This window comes from Streptomyces fuscichromogenes, assembly GCF_014645815.1.
Classification (GTDB): domain Bacteria; phylum Actinomycetota; class Actinomycetes; order Streptomycetales; family Streptomycetaceae; genus Streptomyces; species Streptomyces fuscichromogenes.
This window is the reverse complement of the sequence record NZ_BMML01000002.1, coordinates 614,059-637,503: the sequence shown is the minus strand read 5'-3', so window position 1 is coordinate 637,503 and position 23,445 is coordinate 614,059. Positions and strand designations below refer to the sequence as shown.

The following is a 23,445-nucleotide window of genomic DNA, read 5'->3' as shown; positions in this document are numbered from 1 at the left end:
CCCGGGCGGAGCTCCTGAGGTTCGACAGCTCCGAACCCTTGATCGTGTCCACCGGAGGCCGACCCAGCGCGGGACCTTCCTCCTGGAGGGCGGTGACAGCCTGGCTGACCCGAACCAGAGTGTCGCGGTCAGTACGGCGCAGTTCGTGAAGCCACGAGAGAGCCGACTCGACCACGACGATCTTCCAGGCCACGCATACGCCCCCATCTGCAATTTATTACACTGGCGGCATACACCACTGCCGTCATGATGGGAGTGCCCGAGGTTCCCGCGGTCACCTCCGCACTCGATGAAAGCCACGAAGGCAGGAATCGTCGAGGAAGCCGAAGACCGACCGGGGCCGCAGCCGAGCCCAGCTACGTCGGATGCCCACGCTCCGCTTCCATGCTCCAGAAGGCAAGACTGTCTTCGGTGGCGCGGGTCTCGGGGTGCTGCGGACCAAGTACACGAAGCTGATCGGCGAGTAACCGCGCAAGAGCTTCCGCTGCGCCGGCCGGGTCGCCGGCCCTGCCGGTCCAGTGGGCGAGGTGGTGGCGTGCGGAGAACGTGTGGGGATGCTCGGGCCCCAGCACACGCAGCCGATCGACCAGCAGTTCTGACTCGGCGACCACAGCGCCCGCCGCGTCCCCCGTCTCGGCCTTCCACTGCGCAAGGTTGTGGCGAGTGGTCAGCGTGTCAGGGTGGTCCGGGCCGAGGACACGCAGCCTGTCGGCCAGCAGTTCCGTCGTGGCGACAACAGCACCTGACGGATCTCCGCCCTTTCCCCGCCAGTACGCGAGATTCGCGCGTGTGGTGAGTGCGTCTGGATGGTCTGCCCCCAGCACACGCAGACGATCGGCCGACAACTGCCCCAGTTCGCTGACCGCGGTGTGCGCGTCGCCGCTCTCTCCGCGCCAGGAGGCAAGGTCGTGACGGGTCGCGAGCGTGTCGGGGTGATCCGGGCCCAGCACCCTCAGCTGATGGACCAGAAGCTGCTCGAATTCGGACACGGCCGTCCCGGGGTCCCCGGCTTTCCCCCGCCATCGAGCCAGATCGTGGCGCGTACTCAGGGTATGGGGATGGTCGGCTCCCAGCACTCTCAGCTGATCAGCCAGGAGGCGTTCGAAGTCGGAAGCGGCGCCGACCGGATCTCCCGCTTCGCCTCTCCAGATGGCCAGGTGAAGGCGGACGGCACGGGACTTGAGGTGGTCGGGCCCCAGCAGCTCCGAGGTGTCCGCGAGCAACTGCTCGCACGCTGTCACGGCTTCGGCTGGGCTGCCTGCTGCTCCCGTCCAATGGGCCACGTTGAGCCGTGCGGTGAGGGTCTGGCTGTGATCGGGGCCAAGAATCCGCAGCGACGCCTCCAGCACCCGTCTGGATTCTTCACCGGCTCCGGCCGGATCACCCGCCCGGCCCCGCAAGGCGGCCTTGTCTCCGCGGGTGGCCAAGGTGTCGGGGTGATCCGGGCCCAGCACACGTATCCGATCAGCCAGTAACTCCGCGTAGCCCGCCTTGGCGCGGGTCAGGTCTCCCGTCTCGCCCTGCCAGGTGATCAAGTGGTGCCGGACGGTCAATGTGTCCGCGTGGTCGTGACCCAGGTGCCGGCAGGCCGTCTTGTGGAGATCCTGGAAGTACATCCGCGCCGCGCTCGCCGAGCCCGTCAGTCCCAGGCTCTCGCCGGTACGAAGGAGCACGGCGTGGCAGCCGGACGTCCACAGTGCGGTACCTGCGTGAGAGATCACTGCTTCGGCATTGGCCCGCAGGGTCTGCGTGAGAGCTGAGTCGCGCTCGGCCGTGGGCCATACGGCGGTGAGTGCCTCTGCGCAGGTGACAACAAGGCTGTCCTGTACGGAAGAAGGCAGGGTGTCGCGAGTGGCGCGCTGGATGAGGCCATGAACACGGACTCGCTCATGGGGGCCGTCAGTCGTGTGATCGATCAGGCTGAGCCGGTCCAGGCACCACAGTGCTCCGGCCGCGTCCTCCACGCCGACCGGGTCGGAGGGTCCGTGCACCCCCGCGGGTCGATGATCGGTGAGGTAGCGCAGAACCGGAGGACTGGTCAGCACGGCCAGGGGGATTCCGTTGGCATCCAGCACGCTGGCAAGGTGCAGCATGGGGCGGGCCAGTCCGGCCGGAGGTAACCGATCCGCGTGCTCGATGGACAGGGACCAAGTGGCTTGCAGGGCCGCACGGTGATCGTCCGGCAAGCCGCTGTTGTCCGGAACCAGATCGGCGAGCCTCCGGGACCGGTCGGCAAGCCGCGCGCGATATGCCGCGCAGTCCAGCCCGAGATCGACGAGGTAGGCGGCTGCCTGGGCAAGGGCCAGCGGCAGGTGGCCCAAGTCTGCGGCAAGGCCGGCCATCTGCACCGGCTCGTCCCTGCGGCCCAGCGCGGCAAGCTGAGTTCGCAGGTAGCTCGCCGCCTCGGCAGGGGTGAACAGACCTACGTCGATATGGACACGGCTCCGTGCACGGAGGGCCGCGTCGCGGCGGCGAGTGGTGATCAGGACCTGACCGCCGGGGTGAGCGGGCGGCCAGAGGCCACGGAGGTCAGCCGGGTCGGCCAGGTCATCGAGCACGATGAGCCATCGGCGATCGGTCGTCTCGGCCCACGCCAGGAAACGAGCGGCTGCCTGCTCGGAGTCGCGTGAGTCCGCTGCTGCCACGTCCGCCCCGAGCCGACTGTAGGAGCTGACGATCGACTCGCGACTGGACGCCGTGACCCAGGCCATGAGGTCCACAGCCCTGTCCGCCCATGAACGACGAGCGTGGTGCGCGGCCAGTTGGGTCTTGCCGACACCGCCTGTCCCGGACAGGACTTGGCACAGCACCGCGGTGCCACCGCCTGCTAGGGCACGTGCTAACTCCTCCACGGCGCCACGGTGTTGGAAGCACTCCGCTTGCCGCGGAACCACGCCGAAGGCATGGGGCCACGTCACCGGCGCCGATGGCGCCGCGTGGTAGTCGAAGTGGTTGATGTTGTGGGCGGCGACACTGTGGTGGCGCGCATGAATCGATGGGCCTGTGAAGTCGGAGATCGCCGGGGTGGCCCCAGGGGTCGTCAGTTGTGCCCTGGGCCCGGCCTCTGAGGGTTTCCGATCGTCACGTCGCCCATCACGCCGGCAGCAGCCGATCCTCTGTCGGCGCGGATGTCGACTGTTCCCTCGACGGTGAGTCCGCCGTCACCGGCAGACATCCCGCCGAACGGCCGTTGCCCGTACCTGACCAATTCGTCGAGTTGCCGGGCCAACTCCCCACGGTCCTCGTCGTCGGCATCGTCCAGGAGGTCGTGAAATCGAGTCTGCCAGGCAGCCAGCACCCTCGCGCGGGCCTGTTCCCGTGCCTCGGGTCCAGCGCGCTCCAACTCGGCGACTGACCCGTCAAGTCGTTCCAGATGGAACCTCTGCGCCGCCCCGTCTCCACGGCCGAAGAGCCGTGCCACGCGTTGGCGCATGCCCTGCCAGGCGTCGGTGCCGGCGGCGGAGGCCACCGCCGCCCCGGCCGCTGACGCCAGCGCGACCAACGTCTGATCCAACATGCCGTCCCCCGATGCATACCGCAGTGCGATGGACCCACCACCGAGCGTACTGGCGTATCGGGCGTCAACCCAGACACGCGCAGACAAGCGCAGGACGATGAGGCTTCGGCTGTCAGGGATCGTTGTCAGGGATGGTTCCCGGCATACATTCAGCCGGCCATTGCGTAGCGTTGCGGCGCGCAGCCTCTCTCACGTGTTCTTGCCCGGTTCGGCCGCCCGAAGACACCGCCGACCGGACACACCCTTCGCCGCCCCGGCCCCGGTACGGCCCCTGGGTCTTGGCATCGGCCCTCGGAGCAGCCGCCCGGACAGCGAGCGACAACCTCGATCCTCCACTCCGCCGCAGGTCAGAGAGGTTCGGACTCCGCCGAGCGCCGCCGAGCCCCGAACTCGCGAGCAGCGGATTCGGTCCGTTCAGGCAGAGTTGACGCCCCGACACCCAGAAATGAATGCTCCCGCAGGTCACAGACCTGCGCCGGCGCAACGGACTGGCTTACCGACGGGATGCTGCTCCACCCCTCGTCCCGGGGTGGAGCAGCGTCCCTGACGTCCACCGGCTCGTCCGATCAGGCGGCGGGACGTTGCCCCGAACGCCGGGGACGGGACATCGGCCCTACTGACCACCGCGCAGGCATCACGCCGGGCCGCCCTCGTGGGTCAGTCCGTTCTGATGCTGTCCAGCACGTTCAGCCTCGCGGCCCGTCGGGCCGGCCACAGCGCCGCCAGCAGACCCACCAGCGCCGCACCGGCGATGTACGCGGCGAGCTGCGCGTACGGCAGAACGGTCGTGAGTCCGGTCATCGCGCTGCTCAGCAGCCGTACGCCGGCCCAGGCCAGGAAGCTGCCGATGGCGATGCCCAGTGCCGCGCCGAAGGACGCGATCAGGACCGACTCCAGGCGGACCATCCGCCGCACCGCAACGCGGGACAGTCCGACCGCTCTGAGCATGCCTATCTCGCGCTTCCGCTCCAGTACGGCCATGGCAAGGGTGTTGACGACGCCCAGGGCCGCAATGACCACGGACAGGGCGAGCAGTGCGTACATGGCGTCCAGCAGCAGGTTGATCTGCGAACTGAAGTGGTCCCGCATCTGCTGCTTGGTACGGACGTTGACGAGCGGGTTGTCGCCGGTGGAATCCTTGAGCGCCTGTTGCAGTGACGCGGTGGCCCCGGTGGCCCCCTTGACCAGGACCGTGCTGTAGAACGGCGCGGTGGTGTGCGGGCTCAGCACCGACCGGCTCATCAGCACGGATCCGAGTACCTCACTGTTCTGGTAGACCCCGCCGACCGTCAGCCGGCCGCGGCTGCCGTCCGGATAGGTCACCGGGACCGTACTGCCGACTGTCCAGCCGTCGTCGGCCGCGTGGTTCTCGTCGACCAGGATCTGGCCCCGTCCAAGGGCCGCGGTGGAGCCGTCGACCATGTTCGGGACGATCAGCTGGTCGAAGCTCTCCGCGTCCACGCCGGTGACAGGAAGGTCCTTGCCGCCTGCGCGAAGGTGCTGGTCGTCCAGCGCGCTGTACGCGGCCACGCCCGGGGTCCTGGCGATCTCGGGCAGCAGCGTCGGAGCGACCGGCAGACTGAGCAGCGCACTGACCGCGTAGTCGGCCCTCATGTTCTGGGTGACCTGCTTGTCGATGGCGTGGGTGACGGACGCGCCGAGGACCGTCAACGCGCTGATCAAGGTGATACCGACGGTGAGTGCCGAGGCGGTAGCGGCGGTGCGCCGCGGGTTGCGCGCCGCGTTCTGCCGGGCCAGTGTGCCGGAGATCCCGAACAGCCGGGTGCAGAGCGGGCCGACCAGTGCGATCGCCGGCCGGGCCAGTGCGGGAGTGAGAACGAACACTCCGACCAGCGTGCTCACCGCACCACCCACGACCAGCAGGTTACCGGCCGAGCCACCCCTGGCGGCCCCCCAGAGGACCAGTGCCAGGCCGACTCCGGCCAGGGCGACGCCGATGCTGTTGCGAACGACGAGGCTTCTGCGGGTGGCTGGGGTGTCGATGCCGCGCATCGCGGCGACCGGGGCCACGCGGGAGGCACGCAGACCGGGCAGCAGCGCAGCGAGGGCGGTGACCGTTGTCCCGGTGAGCAGGGTGACGAGAACAGTGGTGGGCGACACGACCAGCGTGCTGGTGGAGACCTGGCTGCCCATGGAGCCCATGAGGCCCTGGAGCGCGGCACCGATGCCGATGCCCGTGACCAGGCCGGCCGCTGAGGCGCCGGCACCCACGAGCAGGGCTTCCAGCAGCACCGAAGTGGTGATCTGGCGGCGACTGGCTCCGATGGCCCGCAGCAGTGCCAGCTCACGGGTGCGCTGTGCGATCAGCATGGTGAAGGTGTTGGCGATGAGGAAGACGCCGACGAACAGGGCGATCCCGGCGAAGGCCAGCAGTACGTTCCGCATCCCGGACATGCCGCTCCGCGCCTTTGCCGCCGTGTCCGCGTCGAGCCGGGCGCCGGTCTTCACCGTGATGTTCCTGCTGTGCGGGACGACCGGCAGGATTTCGCCGCGCAGCTCGTTCTGGCTGGTGCCGGGTGTCGCGACGACCTGGATGCTGTCGTACTGGCCCGGCTCGAGGTAGAGGCGCTGCGCGGTGGCGGTGTCGAACAGGACGAGTGAGCCGCCGGCCCTGACCTGCGGGTCGTCGGTGGTGAAGATGCCGGTGACCGTCATCTCCAGCACCGGCCCGTTGACGGCCGCCCGCACGGTGTCGCCGATCCTGAAGCCGTTGTCGCTCGCGGTCCTTTGATCGATGGCGATCATGCCCGCCGAGGTGGGTCCGGTGCCCTGTGCCATCGGGTACTCGGGGTCCGGTCCGCCCGTGGCGGGAACCCAGTTGGCGCCCCGGGTGTTGCCGCGGCTGCCGATGAGGTCGCCGTGCGGGTCGGAGAGCCCGGCGAAGCCGGCGACGGTGCCGCGTGCCGAACGCGTTCCCGGCAGAGCGGCGATCCTGCGCACCGTGGACTCGGTCAGCGGACTCCGGACGCCGGTGTTCTGTCCGGCCCCCGAGTCCGTGTCCGTGCTCACGGCGGTGTCGGTGACCTGGACCGAGGTCCGTGAGGAGCTGTCGGAGACACTGTCCTTGACGGACTGCCCGATCGTGTCGGAGAAGATCAGGGTTCCGGCGACGAAGGCTGTGCCGAGGAGCACAGCCAGCATCGTCATCAGCAGACGGCCTTTGTGGGCCCGCACATTGCCAAGCGCGGTGCGATACATGGTGGTCGGCTCCTCTTCAGCTGGTGCGGGCCACGGCGTCAAGACGACGCATGCGGTCCAGGACGCTGTCCGCGGTCGGGGCCCGCAGGTCGTCGACGATGCGGCCGTCCGCGAGGAACACCACGCGGTCCGCGTACGAGGCGGCGATCGGGTCGTGGGTGACCATCACCACGGTCTGTCCGAGATCGCGTACGCAGTCGCGGAGGAAGGAGAGGATCTGCGCGCCGGAGCGCGAGTCCAGGTTGCCGGTGGGCTCGTCGGCGAAAATGATCTCCGGTCGGGAGGCCAGGGCACGGGCGCAGGCCACCCGCTGCTGCTGGCCGCCCGAGAGCTGGGACGGTCGGTGGCCGAGGCGGTCGGCCAGGCCGACGGCTGCCACCACCCGGTCCAGCCATGCCTGGTCGGGCTTTCGTCCGGCGATGGCCATGGGAAGAGTGATGTTCTCCAGCGCGGTGAGTGTCGCCAGCAGGTTGAACGACTGGAAGACGAACCCGATCCGGTCCCGGCGCATCGTGGTGAGCCGCTTGTCGTCGAGGCCACCCAGTTCGGTGTCGCCGATCCGGGCGGAGCCCGCGGTGACCGGTTCCAGGCCGGCCATGCAGTGCATCAGTGTGGACTTGCCGGAGCCGGACGGACCCATGATGGCGGTGAACTGCCCCCGCAGGAACTCGACACCGAGGTTGTCCAGGGCAGTGACGTGGGTCCCGCCCTCGCCGTAGATCTTGCTGAGGCCGACAGCGGACGCTGCTGCTGTGAGGGAATCGCGGGTCACCGGGCTTCTCCAGTCGTCAGGGGCTCTCAAGGTGACGGGCGTGCGGCACCCGGCGCATCTGCCTGGAGGCATACGCCGCAGGGCCGATGCCCCGCCCTGCCCGCGCGCCTACGCTCAAGCCATGCGTCCTGATCCGCGCCCCCCGCTGCCGGCCCGGCTACGGCCGGGACACCGGCTCGCGCTGGAGCTCGCGGGTTCCACCGCGTACGGCCTGTCGGCCTGGGCTCTGCCCGCCCACGGCACCGGCCTCCGGCTCGTGGCGGCAGCCGCCGCGGCCGTACTGCTCACCGTGGCCTGGGCAGTCGGCCGGCACCGTCCGCTCGCCGCCTTCGGCGCGGCACTGTCGGCCTTCTGGCTGGCCCCGCTGGCCGAGGTCCCGCCGGGCGGGACGCTCGGATTCCTGGCGTCGGGGCCGATGGCATGGGTGCTGTACCTCGTGGCCGCCACCTGCCGTATCCGTACGGCGGCGGTCGTTCTCGTACTCTCCCTCTCCGGTGCGGTGGCCACCGCGCTGCCGGACTTCACGCACCGCGGCGGGATCGTCCCCTTCGCACTGGTCTTCGTCACCGCCTGGACGACCGGTTACGCGGTGCGGCAACGGCGCGGGTACGCGCGGGAACTGCTCGCGCAGACCATCGCCCAGGAACGGTTGCGGATCGCCCGGGAGCTGCACGATGTGGTGGCCCACGGCATGAGCGTGATCACCGTCCAGGCGGGCTACGGCCACCTGGTGATCGACGACCGGCCCGACCGGGCCCGCGCCGCGCTCGACGTCATCGCGACCACAGGCCGCGAGACAACCACCGAGATGCGGCGGCTGCTCGGCGTTCTGCGTACGGAGGACACCGCCCCCGCGCTCGCACCGGCCCCCGGGCTGGCCGACCTTGACCGGCTGCTGGCCTTGACGGCCGAAGCGGGCGTACAGGTCGAGCTGGTGATCACCGGCAACCCTCGCGCCCTGCCCGTCGGGATCGACACATCGGCGTACCGCATCGTCCAGGAGGCCCTCACCAACGTGGTGAAGCACGCCGGAACCTCCCGCGCCCGCGCCCGTATCGGCTACGGGCCTGACGAACTGCTCATCGAGATCACCGACCAGGGACAGGGCCGCCCGGGCCACACGGGACCAGGCCATGGCCTCATCGGCATGCGGGAACGGGCCGCCATGTGCGGGGGCGACTTCCGGGCCGGACCGGTGCCCGGGGGCGGTTTCCAGGTCGGCGTCCACCTGCCGCTCACCGCCCCGGACTTCACCGGAAGCCACGCATGACGGTCCGCGTCGTCGTGGCGGACGACCAGACCCTGGTACGCGCCGGCCTGTGCGGCATCATCGGCACCGCACCGGACCTGGCAGTGGTCGGCGAGGCGGCCACCGGCACCGAAGCCGCCGCCCTCGCCCTCGACACACACCCCGACGTCGTCCTCATGGACGTCCGGATGCCCGGCATGGACGGCATCGAGGCCTGCCGGCGCATCACGGGCACCGGCACCGTACGGGTCCTCATGCTCACCACCTTCGACCTGGACGAATATGTCTACGGTGCGCTGCGCGCCGGAGCCAGCGGCTTTCTGCTCAAGGACGCCCCGCCGGCGGATCTGCTCGCCGCCGTCCGCGTGGTCGCCGCCGGCGACGCACTGCTCGCCCCGGGCGTCACCAGGCGGCTGATCAAGGAGTTCGCCGCCCGGTCGGCCCCCGCACCCGCGATGCCGACAGGCATCACCAAACGCGAACGCGAAGTCCTGGTCCTGGTCGCCGAGGGCCTGTCCAACTCCGAGATCGCCCGGCACCTGCACATCACCCAGGGAACCGCCAAGACCCACGTGGGACACCTCCTGACCAAACTGGGGGCCCGCGACCGGGTGCAACTGGTGGTCCTCGCCCACCGCACCGGCCTGGCCGACGGGAGCTCATAGGGCTGCCGTGGAGTGGCACACCACCACCGACCAACCAGGCGGATCATGGGGCAGACAACGGCACTGACGGCCCCCGGTTCTGGTGGTAGATCGCGTTCACGACCTCCCGGAGACCACAGGTGCCGGGGCCGTGTCCGACCGGCTCACCCGGTCCTGTTTCCAGGCCGTGATCACCGGCTCGATCAACGCCCACCGCTCGTCCGACAAGTCGCTCGGTCAGGGTCGTCTCCGAACCGGGAGTGAAGGGGGCTCAAACCCCCTCAGCGGCCGCTGCACCACCCAAGGCCTCGCACACACCACCCGCGGCAACCTACCCCGTCGCCGGACCGCGACATCTGCACAGGTCAGAGCGGCGTGGATCCATACTGACCGCCACGGAGCCGAACCCGCGAGCAGCGGATTCACTCCGCTCAGGCGAAGTTGACGATCCGACACCCAGAAATGAATGTTCCCGCAGGTCACAGACCTGCGCTGGTGGGGCGGGTGGGACTCGAACCCACGGCCGACGGATTATGAGTCCGCTGCTCTAACCGGCTGAGCTACCGCCCCATAGCGGCGTGTCGCGTACATGTGTGCGCGCCGTCTGCCGCAGCATAGCCGCTCATACGATCTCCTGCCTCGGCTGGTCGGCTTCTGCGGACGTTCCCGACCCTGAGGACATCACCGCAGGCCCGGCGGTTCCCGCGGACATGAAAAAGGACCCCACCAGGGGTCCTCGTTCAGCATGCTCCCCCGACTGGACTCGAACCAGTAACCTGCCGGTTAACAGCCGGCTGCTCTGCCAATTGAGCTACGGAGGACCGAGCTCCCCCGACTGGACTCGAACCAGTAACCTGCCGGTTAACAGCCGGCTGCTCTGCCAATTGAGCTACGGAGGAATGCCTCGTCGCATCGAACGTGGCCGCCTGGGTATTCGCCAGGAAGCGCCCGCTCGCTGCGACACATACATTAGCGCAAGCAGGGGGGTGCTCCGCCAATCGGTACTCCCCACGAGACTCCCCCACGAGGGAAGGGTGGCCGTCATGCGCTACAAGCTCACGTTCGTCGTCGGGCTCGCACTGGGTTACGTGCTCGGTACCAGGGCCGGGCGCGAGCGCTACGAGCAGCTGAAGAAGTCCGCCCGGCAGGTCGCCCAGAACCCCGCGGTCCGCAACACCGCCGAGACCGCCGCGCAGCAGGGCCGCGTCTACGCCGGCAAGGCCTTCCACACGGTCAGCGTGAAGGTCGGCGACCACATGCCCGACTCGGTGGCGGCCCGGGTCCGTTCCCTGCGCGAGCGCAACACCAACGGCGTAGCCGGGGACGACTGGGGCACCAGCAACACGTAGGCCGGCTTTCCGGCGCGCCCGGCCGCAACTCCCCAGGGGTGCGGGGAACTGCGCGAACGTCCCCCCACGCGCCCGCACCCGGCCGCCGGCCCTCACCCCAACGGCGCCCGTCGGCCGAACCACAGCGGCGCGTGCGGCAGAATTTCGGGCATGGGGATAGTCGCCGGGTTGGACAGCTCACCGGATTTCACTCGCATCGTGGTCTGCGACACGGACACGGGTGCGGTGCTCCGCCAGGGGTACGCACCGCACCCGGTCGACACGCCGGACGGCGCGGCGCGCCCCAGTGACGTCGACCCGCAGGCCTGGCTGCTCTCCCTCGGCGAGGCCGCCGGCGGCGGGCTCCTGGAGGGCGTGCAGGCCATCGGCGTGTCCGCGCAGCAGAACGCGCTGGTCCCGCTGGACGCCCAGGGCAACACCGTCCGCCCCGCGATGGTCGGCGGCGACAAGCGCGCCCAGGTCGCGGCCGCCGATCTCATCGACGCGCTGGGCGGCCGGGAGGCCTGGGCGCAGGCGGTGGGGAGCGTGCCGCAGGCCGCGCAGCCCGTCACCAAGCTGCGCTGGCTGGCGAAGACCGAGCCGGAGAACGCCCGGCGGACCGCCGTACTGCTGCAGGCCCACGACTGGCTGGTGTGGCAGCTGCTGGGACGGCCGGTCAGAAGGACCACCGACCGGGGCGGGGCCTCCGGGACCGGGTACTGGTCCGCGGCCACCGGCGGCTACCGGCCCGACCTCGTCGAACTCGCCCTCGGGCATCAGACGATGCTGCCCGAGGTGATCGGGCCCTCCGACGCGGCCGGGACCACCCCGGAAGGGCTGCTGATCTCCGCGGGGACCGGCGAGACCATGGCCGCCGCCTTCGGGCTGGGGCTCGGGTTCGGGGACGCCGTGGTCTCGCTCGGCGCCTCGGGGTCGGTCATGGCCGTGCACCCGGAGGCGCTCGCCGACACCTCCGGGATGATCACCTCGCTCGCCGACGCCACCGGCATGCACCTGCCGGTCGTCACCACGCTCAATGCCGTACGGGCCCTGCGCGGGACCGCCGAGCTGCTCGGGCTGCCCGATCTGGAGGCCCTCTCCGACCTGGCGATGAAATCGACGCCGGGCTCGCACGGGCTGGTCATGCTGCCGTACCTGGAGGGCGAGCGGACGCCGAACCTGCCGCACACCGCCGGGATGCTGGCCGGGCTGCGCCGGGAGTCGATGCGGGCCGAGCATCTGGCGCGGGCGTCCTTCGAGGGCATGCTGTGCGGGCTCGCCGACGCGCTGGACGTGCTGCGCAACCGGGGTGTCGAGGTGCGGCGGGTCTTCCTGCTGGGGCAGGCCGCCGAGCTGCCGGCCGTACAGGCGGCGGCGCCGATGCTGTTCGGCGCGCAGGTCGTCGTACCGCAGCCGGCGGACTACGCGGCGATCGGGGCGGCGCGGCAGGCGGCCTGGGCGCTCGGGGTCTCGCAGGGGGCCCTGGACCCGCGCACCCCGCCGGTGTGGCAGGGGGCGGCCGCGCAGGTGCTGGACCCCGGGGACGAACTGGCGGTCGGGCAGGCGGTGCGCCAGCAGTACGTCTCGGTGCGGGAGCAGACCCATCCGGGGGCGTTCCGGGCGTAAACGCCACGAAGCGAACGCGCGCGTACGCCCGCGTCCGTCCGCTGTCGGGTTAATCGGTTGAGGTAACGCGGGTGGAGTGTCGGACGATAGGGGCCTAGGGCAAGCGACCCCGCCTTCGCGGGCAAGCGAACCCGCCCCCACCGCCGACTCCGAGAGACGTAGCGTGCTCATACGACTTCTGCGGACCTATCTCAGGCCCTACAGGAAACCCATCTCGATCCTGGTGCTGCTGCAGTTCCTGCAGACCTGCGCCACTCTCTACCTGCCCACGCTCAACGCACACATCATCGACAACGGCGTCGTGAAGGGTGACACGGATTACATCCTGTCCTTCGGTGCCCTGATGATCGGCATCTCGCTCGCACAGGTCGTGTGCAACATCGGTGCGGTGTACTACGGCGCCCGGACCGCGTCGGCGCTCGGCCGGGACGTGCGGACCGCCGTCTTCGACCGGGTGCAGTCCTTCTCCTCGCGTGAGGTGGGTCACTTCGGGGCGCCCTCACTCATCACCCGTACGACGAACGACGTACAGCAGGTCCAGATGCTGGTCCTGATGGCGTTCACCCTGATGGCGTCGGCGCCCATCATGTGCGTCGGCGGCATCGTGCTCGCCCTCGGCCTGGACGTTCCGCTGTCCGGGGTGCTGGTCGCCGTCGTACCCGTGCTGGGCATCTCCGTCGCCCTGATCGTGCGCCGGCTGCGGCCGCTGTTCCGGGCCATGCAGGTGCGCCTCGACACGGTGAACCGGGTGCTGCGCGAGCAGATCACCGGCAACCGGGTGATCCGCGCGTTCGTGCGCGACGAGTACGAGCAGGGCCGGTTCGGGAAGGCCAACGGCGACCTGACCGAGATGCAGCTGGCCACCGGCAACATGCTCGCGCTGATGTTCCCGATCGTCATGACGACGGTGAACGTGTCGTCGATCGCCGTGGTGTGGTTCGGTGCCCGGCGGATCGACAGCGGCCAGATGGCGATCGGCGATCTGACCGCCTTCCTCGCCTACCTCATGCAGATCGTGATGTCCGTGATGATGGCCACCTTCATGTTCATGATGGTGCCGCGCGCGGAGGTCTGCGCCGAGCGCATCGAGGAGGTCCTGGACACCGAGTCCAGCGTCGTCCCGCCGCTCGCGCCGGTCACCGAGCTGCGCCGGCACGGCCATCTGGAGATCCGGGCCGCGGGCTTCTGCTATCCGGGTGCCGAGGAGCCGGTGCTCAAGGCCGTCGACCTGGTGGCCCGGCCCGGCGAGGTGACCGCCGTGATCGGCTCCACCGGCAGCGGCAAGTCCACCCTGCTCGGCCTGGTGGCGCGCCTCTTCGACGCCACCGACGGCCAGGTCCTGGTGGACGGGGAGGACGTCTCCGGCCTCGAACCGAAGCTGCTCGCGAAGACCGTGGGCCTGGTCCCGCAGAAGCCGTACCTGTTCGCCGGGACCGTCGCGACCAATCTGCGCTACGGCAACCCGGACGCCACCGACGAGGAGCTCTGGCACGCGCTGCAGGTGGCGCAGGCCAAGGGCTTCGTCGAGAAGCTGGAGGGCGGGCTGAACGCGCCCATCGCCCAGGGCGGTACGAACGTGTCCGGCGGCCAGCGCCAGCGGCTCGCCATCGCCCGTACGCTCGTGCAGCGACCGGAGATCTACCTCTTCGACGACTCCTTCTCCGCCCTCGACTACGCGACCGACGCGGCCCTGCGCGCCGCGCTCGGCCGGGAGACGGCCGAGGCGACCGTCGTCATCGTCGCCCAGCGGGTGGCGACCATCAGGGACGCCGACCGGATCGTCGTCCTCGACGAGGGACGGGTCGTCGGCACCGGCCGGCACCAGGAACTCATGGCCGGCAACGAGACCTACCGGGAGATCGTGCTCTCCCAGCTGACGGAAGCGGAGGCCGCCTGATGGCCGGGCCCATGGGACGCATGATGGCCGGGGGCGGCCCCGACCAGCGCTCGATGGACTTCAAGAACTCGGGCAAACGGCTGGTCGCCCGGTTCAAACCCGAACGCGTCACGATCTACGTGCTGCTGGTCTGCGTGGTGGCGAGCGTCACGCTCAACGTGATCGGCCCCAAGATCCTCGGCAAGGCCACCGACCTGGTCTTCGCCGGTGTCATCGGCAAGCAGATGCCCGCCGGGACCACCAAGGACCAGGTCCTCGCGGGCATGCGCGAGCGCGGCCAGGACACGGTCGCCGACATGCTCAGGAGCACCGACTTCACCCCGGGCAAGGGCATCGACTTCGACCGGGTCGGTCACGTCCTGCTGTTCGCGCTCTGTACGTACCTCGTCGCCGGCCTGCTGATGGCGGTGGCGACCCGGATGGTCAACCGGGCCGTCAACCGCACGATGTACCGGATGCGCGAGGACGTCCAGGCGAAGCTGTCCCGCCTGCCGCTGTCCTACTTCGACAAGCGGCAGCGCGGCGAGGTGCTCTCCCGCGCCACCAACGACATCGACAACATCGGCCAGACCCTCCAGCAGTCGATGGGCCAGCTCATCAACTCGCTGCTCACCATCATCGGCGTGCTCGCGGTGATGTTCTGGGTGTCCTGGATCCTGGCGCTGGTGGCCCTGGCCACCGTGCCGCTGTCCTTCCTGGTCGCCACCCGCATCGGCAAGCGCTCGCAGCCGCACTTCGTGCAGCAGTGGCGGACCACCGGCAAGCTGAACGCCCACGTCGAGGAGATGTACACCGGGCACACCCTGGTGAAGGTGTTCGGCCGCCAGGACGAGTCGGCGCAGCAGTTCGCCGAGCAGAACGAGGCACTGTACGAGGCCGGGTTCAGGGCGCAGTTCAACAGCGGTGTGATGCAGCCGCTGATGATGTTCGTGTCGAACCTGAACTACGTGCTGGTCGCGGTGGTGGGCGGCCTGCGGGTCGCGTCGGGCTCGCTCTCCATCGGTGACGTCCAGGCCTTCATCCAGTACTCCCGGCAGTTCTCGATGCCGCTGACCCAGGTCGCCTCCATGGCCAACCTGGTGCAGTCCGGTGTCGCCTCCGCCGAGCGGATCTTCGAACTCCTCGACGCGGAGGAGCAGACGGCCGACCCGGTGCCGGGCGAGCGTCCCGCCGAACTGCGCGGCCTGGTCGCCCTGGAGCACGTCTCCTTCCGGTACGACCCGGAGAAGCCGCTCATCGAGGACCTGTCGCTGACGGTCGAGCCCGGTCACACGGTGGCGATCGTCGGCCCGACCGGCGCCGGCAAGACCACCCTCGTCAACCTGCTGATGCGGTTCTACGACGTCTCCGGCGGCCGGATCACCCTCGACGGCGTCGACATCACCCGCATGTCCCGCAACGAACTGCGGGCCGGGATCGGCATGGTGCTCCAGGACACCTGGCTGTTCGGCGGCTCGATCGCGGAGAACATCGCGTACGGCTCCGCGCGCGAGGTCACCCGGGGCGAGATCGAGGAGGCCGCACGGGCGGCCCACGCGGACCGGTTCGTCCGGACCCTCCCCGACGGCTACGACACGGTCATCGACGACGAGGGCACGGGCGTCAGCGCCGGTGAGAAACAGCTCATCACCATCGCGCGGGCGTTCCTGTCCGACCCGACGATCCTGGTGCTCGACGAGGCGACGTCGTCGGTCGACACCCGCACCGAGGTCCTGATCCAGAAGGCGATGGCCAAACTGGCGGACGGCCGGACGTCGTTCGTCATCGCCCACCGGCTGTCGACGATCCGGGACGCGGACACCATCCTGGTGATGGAGAACGGGTCGATCGTGGAACAGGGCGCGCACGCGGACCTGCTGGCCGCGGACGGGGCGTACGCCCGGCTGTACAAGGCGCAGTTCGCGCAGGCGGTGGCAGAGGTGGACTGAGCGGGTGCGGTGCGTCGTGGGCGCGGGGCGGGGGGTTTCACTTGCCCGCGCTTGCGGGGTACCGCCCGCGCCCACCCGTGCCGCCCTGCGGCACGCCTGCCCGCGGCTGAGAAGGAGCGGCGGGCGAAGCGCCCCGTAAGGGGCGCGGGGAACTGCGCGAGCAACCCCCACGCACCCGCAGCCGAAATCAGTCCAGATAGCCCCTCAGCTGATCCGCGAACGCGTGATCCCGCAGCTTGTTCAAGGTCTTCGACTCGATCTGCCGGATCCGTTCCCGCGTCACCCCGAAGATCCGGCCGATCTCCTCCAGCGTCCGAGGCCGCCCGTCGGCCAGCCCGTACCGCAGCTGGACCACCTTCCGCTCCCGCTCCCCGAGCGTGGACAGCACCGCCTCCAGGTGCTCCCGCAGCAGCAGGAACGCCGCCGACTCGACCGGGCTCGCCGCGTCGCCGTCCTCGATGAGGTCACCGAGGGCGACGTCGTCCTCCTCGCCGACGGGGGCGTGCAGCGACACCGGTTCCTGGGCGAGCCGCAGCACCTCGCCCACCCTCTCCGGCGGCAGATCCAGATGCGCGGCGACCTCGTCGGACGTCGGCTCGTAGCCCCGTTCCTGGAGCATCCGGCGCTGGACCCGGACGACCCGGTTGATCAGCTCCACCACGTGCACCGGCACCCGGATGGTGCGGGCCTGGTCGGCCAGGGCCCGGGACATGGCCTGGCGGATCCACCAGGTCGCGTACGTCGAGAACTTGTAGCCGCGGGCGTAGTCGAACTTCTCGACGGCGCGGATCAGGCCGAGGTTTCCCTCCTGCACCAGGTCGAGCATGGTCAGGCCGCGGCCGACGTACCGCTTCGCGACCGACACCACCAGCCGCAGGTTCGCCTCGATGAGGCGGCGCTTGGCCATCCGCCCCATGACGACCAGCCGGTCCAGGTCCAGCGCCAGCTCGCTGTCGAGGTCGGGGGCGCCGCTCAGCTTCTCCTCGGCGAACAGACCGGCCTCGACGCGGCGGGCGAGTTCGACCTCCTCGGCGGCCGTGAGCAGCGGGATGCGGCCGATCTCGCGCAGGTACTGGCGGAACAGGTCCGAGGACGGGCCGCCGGTGTCGGCACGGACGGCGGCCGGCTGCTCGGCGGGCTCGGTCTCGGGCTCCGGGTCGGGGGCGTCGGCCGCGAGTTCGTCCGCGGGCGGGCCCTCCGGCTCGGTCTCGGGGTGCAGCGTGGCCCGGCTCTGCGGCGGTACGCCGGCACAGCCGCCGCTGTCGGCTTCCGGTTCGTCCGTGAGCGTGCTGCTGCCGTCTGTCTGGGTCAGGGTCTGGGTCTGCACGGGGGCGACCTCCAGGATGATCGCTGCCAGGGGGTGCGGCAGCGGTACTTCGGGGGCGGAGACGACGGCCTCGCCGCTGTCCGTCCCGTACGCGATGAGTGGAACGGCGGGGGTGTGGGACCCGTCGATGACGGGCCGGCCGCGCTCCGAGGACTCAGGCACCGCCCCCAGTGTGGGGTAAGACACATCGCCGCCACGAGGGGCGTGCGGTGACTTTTTGCGTCCGGCCCGTGACCGCGCGGTTATCCTGCCGGCCGGCCGGGGCTCAGAGGGCGGCCGGGCCCTGCTCGCGCAGTGCCTGTCCGTACTGCTGGAGGACCCACAACTCGTTCTGCACGGAGGCGAGTTGGGCCGGGTCGCCGCCATTGCCGAGGCGGGTGAGGGTGATCTGGATCTCGTGGATACGGCGGTCCACGGCCCGGCGGCGGACGGTCACGAGTTGTTCGCCCGCGTAGTTCTCGTCGACCGTGCGGCGCATGATCGCCTCGACGGCGAGTTCGGTGACCATCGCGCGGACCGTGTCGTCGGCGGCCGTGTCACGGACCCGGACCAGGTATTCCTGCGGATCCTGGACGCCGTACTCGGCGCCGCCCGCCTCCATGATGGTCCGCCGTACGGCCGCGTACGGCTCGGCGGTGAACTCGTCGATGCCGTACGCGTCGAAGGCCGGGGAGACCAGCTCGGGGCGCTGCAGGGCGAGCTTCAGCAGCTCGCGCTCGGTGGCGAAGACGGCGTTGCGGAGGTTGAGGGCGGGGCCGGAGACGGCGGGACGCGAGCCGGCGGTGTCGTACGACGGCTGCTGCGGCCCGCGGGCCGCACCGGTCTCCCTGCCGCCGCCCTTCTCGCGGGCCCAGCGGGCCAGCTGGGCCACCCGCTTGACCACGAACTGGGTGTCGAGGATGCCGAGCATTCCGGCGAGTTGGACGGCGACCTCGTGCTGGGCACCGCTGTTCTTGATCCGGGCGACGATCGGCGCCGCCTCGTCGAGCGCGGCGGCGCGGCCCGCCGGGGTGTCCAGGTCGTAGCGGGCGACGATCTGGCGGAGCGCGAACTCGAACAGCGGGGTGCGGGGTTCGGCCAGGTCGGCGACCGCCTCGTCGCCCTTGGCCAGGCGCAGCTCGCAGGGGTCCATGCCGTCGGGGGCGATGGCGATGTACGTCTCGGCGGCGAACTTCTGGTCGTCCTCGAAGGCGCGCAGGGCCGCCTTCTGCCCGGCCGCGTCGCCGTCGAAGGTGAAGATCACCCGGGCCGAGCCGTTGTCCATCAGCAGCCGGCGCAGGATCTTGATGTGCTCGCCGCCGAAGGCGGTACCGCAGGTGGCGATCGCGGTCGTGACCCCGGCCAGGTGGCAGGCCATGACGTCGGTGTAGCCCTCGACCACGACCGCCCGGCTGGCCTTCGCGATGCTCTGCTTGGCGAGGTCGATGCCGTACAGGACCTGGGACTTCTTGTAGATCGCGGTGTCGGGCGTGTTGAGGTACTTGGGCCCGTTGTCCGCCTCGTACAGCTTGCGGGCACCGAAGCCGACGACCTCGCCGCCGATGTCCCGGATCGGCCACATGAGCCTGCCCCGGAACCGGTCGATGGGACCCCGCCTGCCCTCCTGCGACAGCCCCGACAGCAGCAGTTCCTTGTCGGTGAAGCCCTGGCCGCGCAGATAGCGGGTGAGGTGGTCCCAGCCCTGGGGGCTGTAGCCGACGCCGAAGTGGACGGCGGCGGCCTGGTCGAAGCCGCGTTCGGCCAGGAAGACCCGGCCGGTCTCGGCCTCGGGGCCGGTGGCGAGCTGCTCGGCGTACCAGACGGCGGCGATCTTGTGCGCCTCGACCAGCCGGATCCGCTCCCCGCGCTGGTGGGACGGGTTGTACCCGCCCTCCTCGTAACGCAGGGTGATGCCGACGCGGGCGGCCAGCCGCTCGACCGCCTCCGAGAAGGAGAGGTGGTCCACCTTCATCACGAAGGTGAGGGTGTCACCGCCCTCCTGGCAGCCGAAGCAGTGGAAGAGTCCCTTGCTCGGGCTGACCTGGAAGGACGGCGACTTCTCGTCGTGGAACGGGCAGAGTCCCTTGAGGTTCCCGCCGCCCGCGTTGCGCAGCTGAAGGTACTCGGACACAACGGCGTCGATCGGGACCGCGTCCCGAACCGCCTTCACATCCTCGTCATTGATCCGTCCAGCCACGGATGAATTCTACGGTCACTCAAGCGCCCCGAAGGGGCGCGGGGAACTCCGTGAGCAACCACGACGGCGCCGCACCCGCGACACCACAGTCCCCGGCAACCCACTAGGCGCCCAGGCTGTCCAACGGCACATGCGGATCCGCCAACGCGTCGGTGTCCACCACAGCCCCCGAAGTGATCAGCTTCTGGATCGGCTCTGTGACATCCCACACGTTCACGTTCATCCCGGCCAGCACCCGCCCCTCCTTCGCCCAGAACGCGATGAACTCCCGCTTGCCCACGTCCCCGCGGATCACCACCTGGTCGTACGACCCCGGCGGCGCCCACCCGCTGTACTCCATGCCCAGGTCGTACTGGTCGGTGAAGAAGTAGGGCACCCGGTCGTACGTGACGTCCTGCCCCAGCATGGCGCGGGCCGCCGCCGGGCCGCCGTTCAGCGCGTTGGCCCAGTGCTCCACGCGGAGCCTCGTGTCGAACAGCGCGTTCGGGAAGGCGGCCACGTCGCCGGCCGCGTAGATGTCCGGGTCGGAGGTCCGCAGCCGTTCGTCGACCGCGATGCCCCCGCCGGACGCCCGGTCGACGAGCTCCAGCCCGGCCGCCTCGGCCAGTCCGACCCGCGGCGCCGCGCCGATCGCCGCGAGGACGTCGTGCGCCGGGTGCTCCTCGCCGTCGTCGGTGCGCGCGGCGAGCACCATGCCGTCCTGGCCGACGATCTCGGTGAGCCGCGCCCCGAAGTGGAAGCGGACCCCGTGCTCCCGGTGCAGCTGGGCGAAGACGTTGCCCAGTTCGGGGCCGAGCACGCTGTGCAGCGGGGTCGGGCCGTGTTCGATGACGGTGACCTCGGCACCGTACGTCCGGGCCGCCGCCGCGACCTCCAGGCCGATCCAGCCGGCGCCCGCGATGACGAGGTGTCCGTTGTCCCGGCCGAGCGCGGCGAGGACGCCCTTGAGGCGCTCGGCGTGCGCGAGGCGGCGCAGGTGGTGGACGCCGGCCAGGTCGGTGCCGGGGATGTCGAGGCGGCGGGGCTCCGCTCCGGTGGCGAGCAGCAGCTTGTCGTAGCGCACGAGGGTGCCGTCGTCACCGAACCGGACGGTCTTCGCGGCGCGGTCGATGTGGTCCACGGTCTGGCCGAGGTGCAGTTCGATGTCGTGCTGCGCGTACCAGGCGGGCTCGTGCACGAAGACGCTGTCGCGTTCCGCCTTGCCGAGCAGGTACCCCTTGGAGAGCGGCGGCCGCTCGTAGGGGTGGTCGCGTTCGTCGCAGATCAGTATCACCCGGCCGGTGAAGCCCTCGGCTCGGAGCGTCTCGGCCGCCTTCGCGCCGGCGAGTCCGCCTCCGACGATGACGAATGTCTGGTCCGCGTCGACCACTTGGTGCCTCCTCGTAAGGGTGCCGCCACATATGCCGCCCACATGCGCCGCACTGTGAGCCTCCCGCACGCAGCGTGATGCGGGAAGGGGGAGTGACCCCCGCTGACTCGATCATGACCCGATCAGGCCACAGGGAGTCGCGGAGAGTCACGAACTGTTCACATACGTCCCGTCAGTCGCGCGTGCAGCGACCGCGCGGACGCGTCGGTGAGCGACGCGATCTGATCGACGATCACCCGCTTGCGGGCGTGGTCGTCGTCGGCAGTTTCGAACAGCGCCCGGAACTGCGGGTCGAGTCCGTCGGGCGCGCGGGCGGTGAGCGCCTCGGCGAGTTCGGCGACGACGACCCGCTGGTCGGCGCGGAGCCGCTCCTGCTCGTCGCGCTGCATGACGTACCGGTGGGCGATGGCCTTGAGTACCGCGCACTCCATTCTGGCCTCGCGCGGTACGACGAGTTCGGCGCCGTACCGGGTGAGCCGGCCGCCGCCGTACGCCTCCCGGGTGGCGCCCTCCGCGGCCAGGCAGAACCGGCCGATGAGCTGGCTGGTGGCGTCCTTGAGGCGGGCCTGGGCGACCGCGGTGCCGTCGTAGCCGTGCGGCCACCACTCCTCGTCCTGGAGCCGGTCGAGGGCGGCGGCGAGTTCGTCGGGGTCGGTGCCGGCGGGCACGTACAGGCCGACGGCGACGGCGAACACCGCCTGCCGTTCCGGCTCCGCGGACAGGCAGTCGGGGTCGATGTGACCGGCGTGCAGGCCGTCCTCGACGTCGTGCACGGAGTAGGCGACGTCGTCCGACCAGTCCATGACCTGGGCCTCGAAGCAGGTGCGGGTGCCGGGGGCCTCCTTGCGGACCCAGTCGAAGACCGGCCGGTCGTCCTCGTACACCCCGAACTTGCGCGAGGCCGGGTCGGTGGGGTGCGCGCCGCGCGGCCAGGGGTACTTGGTGGCCGCGTCCAGGGCGGCGCGGGTGAGGTTGAGGCCGACGGAGCCCTCGGGGGTGAACCGCTTGGGCTCGATGCGGGTGAGCAGCCGCAGCGACTGGGCGTTGCCCTCGAAACCGCCGCAGTCGTCGGCGAATTCGTTCAGCGCGTGCTCGCCGTTGTGGCCGAAGGGCGGGTGGCCGAGGTCGTGGGAGAGGCAGGCGGCCTCCACGAGGTCGGGGTCGCAGCCGAGGGCGGCGCCCAGTTCCCGGCCGACCTGGGCGCATTCGAGGGAGTGGGTGAGGCGGGTGCGGGGGCTGGCGTCCCATGCCTGGGCGGAGGTGCCGGGGGTGACGACCTGGGTCTTGCCGGCGAGCCTGCGCAGGGCGGCGGAGTGCAGGATGCGGGCGCGGTCGCGCTGGAAGGCGGTGCGGCCGGGGCGCTTGTCGGGTTCGGGGGCCCAGCGGTCGGCTGACGCCGGGTCGTAGGCCGAGGAGGGTGCGGGTGCGGGGACTGCCATGGTTCGACAGTACGGGTTGGCGGTGACAAAACGGGGGTTGTGGGGTGCCTGCCCGTCTGCCGGGTTCCGTCCGGCTCGCGCCGGCGGGCGGGCGCGAGCGCGCGGCCGGGGCGGCGGAGACGTGCTCCGCCGCCCCGGGCGCGGTTCGGGTCGCCGGGCGGAGTGCGGCCCGGGGAGGGTCAGCTGCCGAGGGTGGCGTCGTGGAAGATCCGGAGCACGCCGGCCTCGACGGGCTCGCCGATCATCTTGGTGCAGGCGGCCGTGCTCTCCTTCGACCAGGCGAAGCCCACCACCGAGGCGGCACCCTTGGCCTTCGCATCGACCTTGTCGATGTCGGTCTTCACGCGATTCGCGAAAGCGTCCGCCGGCTCCTCGGCGGTCTCCACCTTGATCTCGACCAGGAAGCGGTCGCCGAGGAAGAGGTCCGCACGGGAGCCTCCGGTGGTGTCCACGGTGTAGGACGGCTGCCGGGACACCTGCACGTCCGCGTCGTCCAGCGCGAGGTAGAGCTCGACCTCCAGCCAGGACTCCCAGCCGCCCGCGGTCTTGCAGACCCTCAAGATGCGTTCCTCGTTGGCCTTCGCCCATGCGACGGCCGTCCGGATGAACACCTCGTGGAGGTCCAGGTCCGCCCTGGTGTCCTGGGAGCTCTGCGACTGGCTGCTCGGCTCGTTCGAGGGCTCGTAGTTGCCGACGGGCTGACCGGGGTACTCCTCCCTGGAGGAGGAGTCCTGCGAGGAGGAGTCCTGCGAGGAGGAGCCCTCCTCCGAGTTGGAGTGCTTGCCCTCGCTCTCCTCGCCGTTGTCGACCAACTCGACCTTCTGGCGCTTGGTCGGAACCTGCTTGCCGCTGCCGTCGTCCTTCCGCTTGGTCCCGGTCGACACGGTTCTCTGCGGAGAGTACTGCGGCTCGTCCTCGGAGATGTCTTCGGAGAAGTCTTCGGACATGGGGTTC

Annotated in this window: 15 protein-coding genes and 3 tRNA genes; 6 read left to right on the top strand and 12 right to left on the bottom strand. The window is 70.4% G+C overall.

What is annotated here, in order from left to right; genetic code table 11:
- Positions 1 to 356: 356 nt before the first annotated feature.
- The 4 genes from fxsT to IEZ11_RS06550 all read right to left on the bottom strand — a co-directional run bounded on the left by fxsT (position 357) and on the right by IEZ11_RS06550 (position 7,508).
- Positions 357 to 2,894 carry an FxSxx-COOH system tetratricopeptide repeat protein gene (fxsT, locus tag IEZ11_RS06565; RefSeq protein WP_189261756.1) on the bottom strand — a complete coding sequence of 846 codons (2,538 nt, stop codon included), beginning with the start codon at positions 2,892 to 2,894 and terminating at the stop codon, positions 357 to 359.
- Between the two features lie 146 nt (positions 2,895 to 3,040).
- Entirely contained in the window at positions 3,041 to 3,502 is a 462-nt protein-coding gene (locus IEZ11_RS06560) for a hypothetical protein (RefSeq protein WP_229712827.1), read from the bottom strand.
- A 672-nt stretch (positions 3,503 to 4,174) separates the two neighbouring features.
- Positions 4,175 to 6,736: an ABC transporter permease gene (locus IEZ11_RS06555; protein WP_189261608.1), complete on the bottom strand. Its 2,562-nt coding sequence runs from the start codon at positions 6,734 to 6,736 to the stop codon at positions 4,175 to 4,177.
- Positions 6,737 to 6,752: 16 nt separating this feature from the next.
- Positions 6,753 to 7,508: an ABC transporter ATP-binding protein gene (locus IEZ11_RS06550; protein ID WP_229712826.1), complete on the bottom strand. Its 756-nt coding sequence runs from the start codon at positions 7,506 to 7,508 to the stop codon at positions 6,753 to 6,755.
- 121 nt (positions 7,509 to 7,629) lie between these two features.
- On the opposite strand from IEZ11_RS06550, the gene IEZ11_RS06545 reads away from it, so the two are divergent.
- Entirely contained in the window at positions 7,630 to 8,778 is a 1,149-nt protein-coding gene (locus IEZ11_RS06545; protein ID WP_189261606.1) for a sensor histidine kinase, read from the top strand.
- A complete protein-coding gene (locus IEZ11_RS06540) occupies positions 8,775 to 9,422 on the top strand; it encodes a response regulator (RefSeq protein ID WP_189261605.1) in 648 nt (215 codons plus the stop codon). The genes IEZ11_RS06545 and IEZ11_RS06540 overlap by 4 nt, the downstream gene beginning before the upstream one ends.
- A 472-nt stretch (positions 9,423 to 9,894) precedes the next feature.
- On the opposite strand, the gene IEZ11_RS06535 is transcribed toward IEZ11_RS06540, so the two are convergent.
- The 3 genes from IEZ11_RS06535 to IEZ11_RS06525 form a co-directional block, all read right to left on the bottom strand.
- A tRNA-Ile gene (locus IEZ11_RS06535) sits at positions 9,895 to 9,971 on the bottom strand.
- A 178-nt stretch (positions 9,972 to 10,149) separates the two neighbouring features.
- Positions 10,150 to 10,222 (bottom strand) — tRNA-Asn (locus IEZ11_RS06530).
- Positions 10,223 to 10,227: 5 nt separating this feature from the next.
- A tRNA-Asn gene (locus tag IEZ11_RS06525) sits at positions 10,228 to 10,300 on the bottom strand.
- A gap of 144 nt (positions 10,301 to 10,444) precedes the next feature.
- Here IEZ11_RS06525 and IEZ11_RS06520 point away from each other — a divergent pair.
- The 4 genes from IEZ11_RS06520 (at position 10,445) to IEZ11_RS06505 (ending at position 16,180) form a co-directional block, all read left to right on the top strand.
- Positions 10,445 to 10,750 (top strand): YtxH domain-containing protein, encoded by a 306-nt coding sequence (locus tag IEZ11_RS06520; protein WP_189261604.1) that lies wholly within the window; start codon positions 10,445 to 10,447, stop codon positions 10,748 to 10,750.
- A 150-nt stretch (positions 10,751 to 10,900) separates the two neighbouring features.
- Positions 10,901 to 12,355 carry an FGGY family carbohydrate kinase gene (locus IEZ11_RS06515; protein WP_189261603.1) on the top strand — a complete coding sequence of 485 codons (1,455 nt, stop codon included), beginning with the start codon at positions 10,901 to 10,903 and terminating at the stop codon, positions 12,353 to 12,355.
- A 163-nt stretch (positions 12,356 to 12,518) separates the two neighbouring features.
- A complete protein-coding gene (locus IEZ11_RS06510) occupies positions 12,519 to 14,252 on the top strand; it encodes an ABC transporter ATP-binding protein (protein ID WP_189261602.1) in 1,734 nt (577 codons plus the stop codon).
- Positions 14,252 to 16,180 (top strand): ABC transporter ATP-binding protein, encoded by a 1,929-nt coding sequence (locus IEZ11_RS06505; RefSeq protein ID WP_189261601.1) that lies wholly within the window; start codon positions 14,252 to 14,254, stop codon positions 16,178 to 16,180. Before IEZ11_RS06510 ends, IEZ11_RS06505 begins: the two co-directional genes overlap by 1 nt.
- A 187-nt stretch (positions 16,181 to 16,367) precedes the next feature.
- Here IEZ11_RS06505 and IEZ11_RS06500 read toward each other — a convergent pair whose 3' ends face one another.
- From IEZ11_RS06500 to IEZ11_RS06480, 5 genes are all read right to left on the bottom strand, one after another.
- The gene (locus tag IEZ11_RS06500; protein ID WP_189261600.1) at positions 16,368 to 17,669 is read right to left on the bottom strand and encodes an RNA polymerase sigma factor; all 1,302 of its coding nucleotides are present in this window, start codon (positions 17,667 to 17,669) and stop codon (positions 16,368 to 16,370) included.
- A gap of 103 nt (positions 17,670 to 17,772) precedes the next feature.
- Positions 17,773 to 19,683, bottom strand: coding sequence for a DNA primase (gene dnaG, locus IEZ11_RS06495; RefSeq protein ID WP_189261599.1), 1,911 nt, complete (start codon positions 19,681 to 19,683; stop codon positions 17,773 to 17,775).
- A 103-nt stretch (positions 19,684 to 19,786) separates the two neighbouring features.
- Complete coding sequence (locus tag IEZ11_RS06490; RefSeq protein WP_189261598.1) at positions 19,787 to 21,052, bottom strand: NAD(P)/FAD-dependent oxidoreductase; 1,266 nt, start codon at positions 21,050 to 21,052, stop codon at positions 19,787 to 19,789.
- A gap of 158 nt (positions 21,053 to 21,210) precedes the next feature.
- Positions 21,211 to 22,491, bottom strand: coding sequence for a deoxyguanosinetriphosphate triphosphohydrolase (locus tag IEZ11_RS06485; protein WP_189261597.1), 1,281 nt, complete (start codon positions 22,489 to 22,491; stop codon positions 21,211 to 21,213).
- 179 nt (positions 22,492 to 22,670) lie between these two features.
- Positions 22,671 to 23,438, bottom strand: a complete 768-nt coding sequence (locus tag IEZ11_RS06480) for a hypothetical protein (RefSeq protein WP_189261596.1) — start codon at positions 23,436 to 23,438, stop codon at positions 22,671 to 22,673.
- Positions 23,439 to 23,445: the final 7 nt, after the last annotated feature.

Bases quoted from the DNA above. Each gene is read 5' to 3' on its own strand.
- IEZ11_RS06555 (WP_189261608.1), bottom strand. From the start codon at position 6,736: ATGTATCGCACCGCGCTTGGCAATGTGCGGGCCCACAAAGGCCGTCTG.
- IEZ11_RS06545 (WP_189261606.1), top strand. From the start codon at position 7,630: ATGCGTCCTGATCCGCGCCCCCCGCTGCCGGCCCGGCTACGGCCGGGA.
- IEZ11_RS06540 (WP_189261605.1), top strand. From the start codon at position 8,775: ATGACGGTCCGCGTCGTCGTGGCGGACGACCAGACCCTGGTACGCGCC.
- IEZ11_RS06520 (WP_189261604.1), top strand. From the start codon at position 10,445: ATGCGCTACAAGCTCACGTTCGTCGTCGGGCTCGCACTGGGTTACGTG.
- IEZ11_RS06515 (WP_189261603.1), top strand. From the start codon at position 10,901: ATGGGGATAGTCGCCGGGTTGGACAGCTCACCGGATTTCACTCGCATC.
- IEZ11_RS06505 (WP_189261601.1), top strand. From the start codon at position 14,252: ATGGCCGGGCCCATGGGACGCATGATGGCCGGGGGCGGCCCCGACCAG.
- IEZ11_RS06485 (WP_189261597.1), bottom strand. From the start codon at position 22,491: ATGGCAGTCCCCGCACCCGCACCCTCCTCGGCCTACGACCCGGCGTCA.
- IEZ11_RS06480 (WP_189261596.1), bottom strand. From the start codon at position 23,438: ATGTCCGAAGACTTCTCCGAAGACATCTCCGAGGACGAGCCGCAGTAC.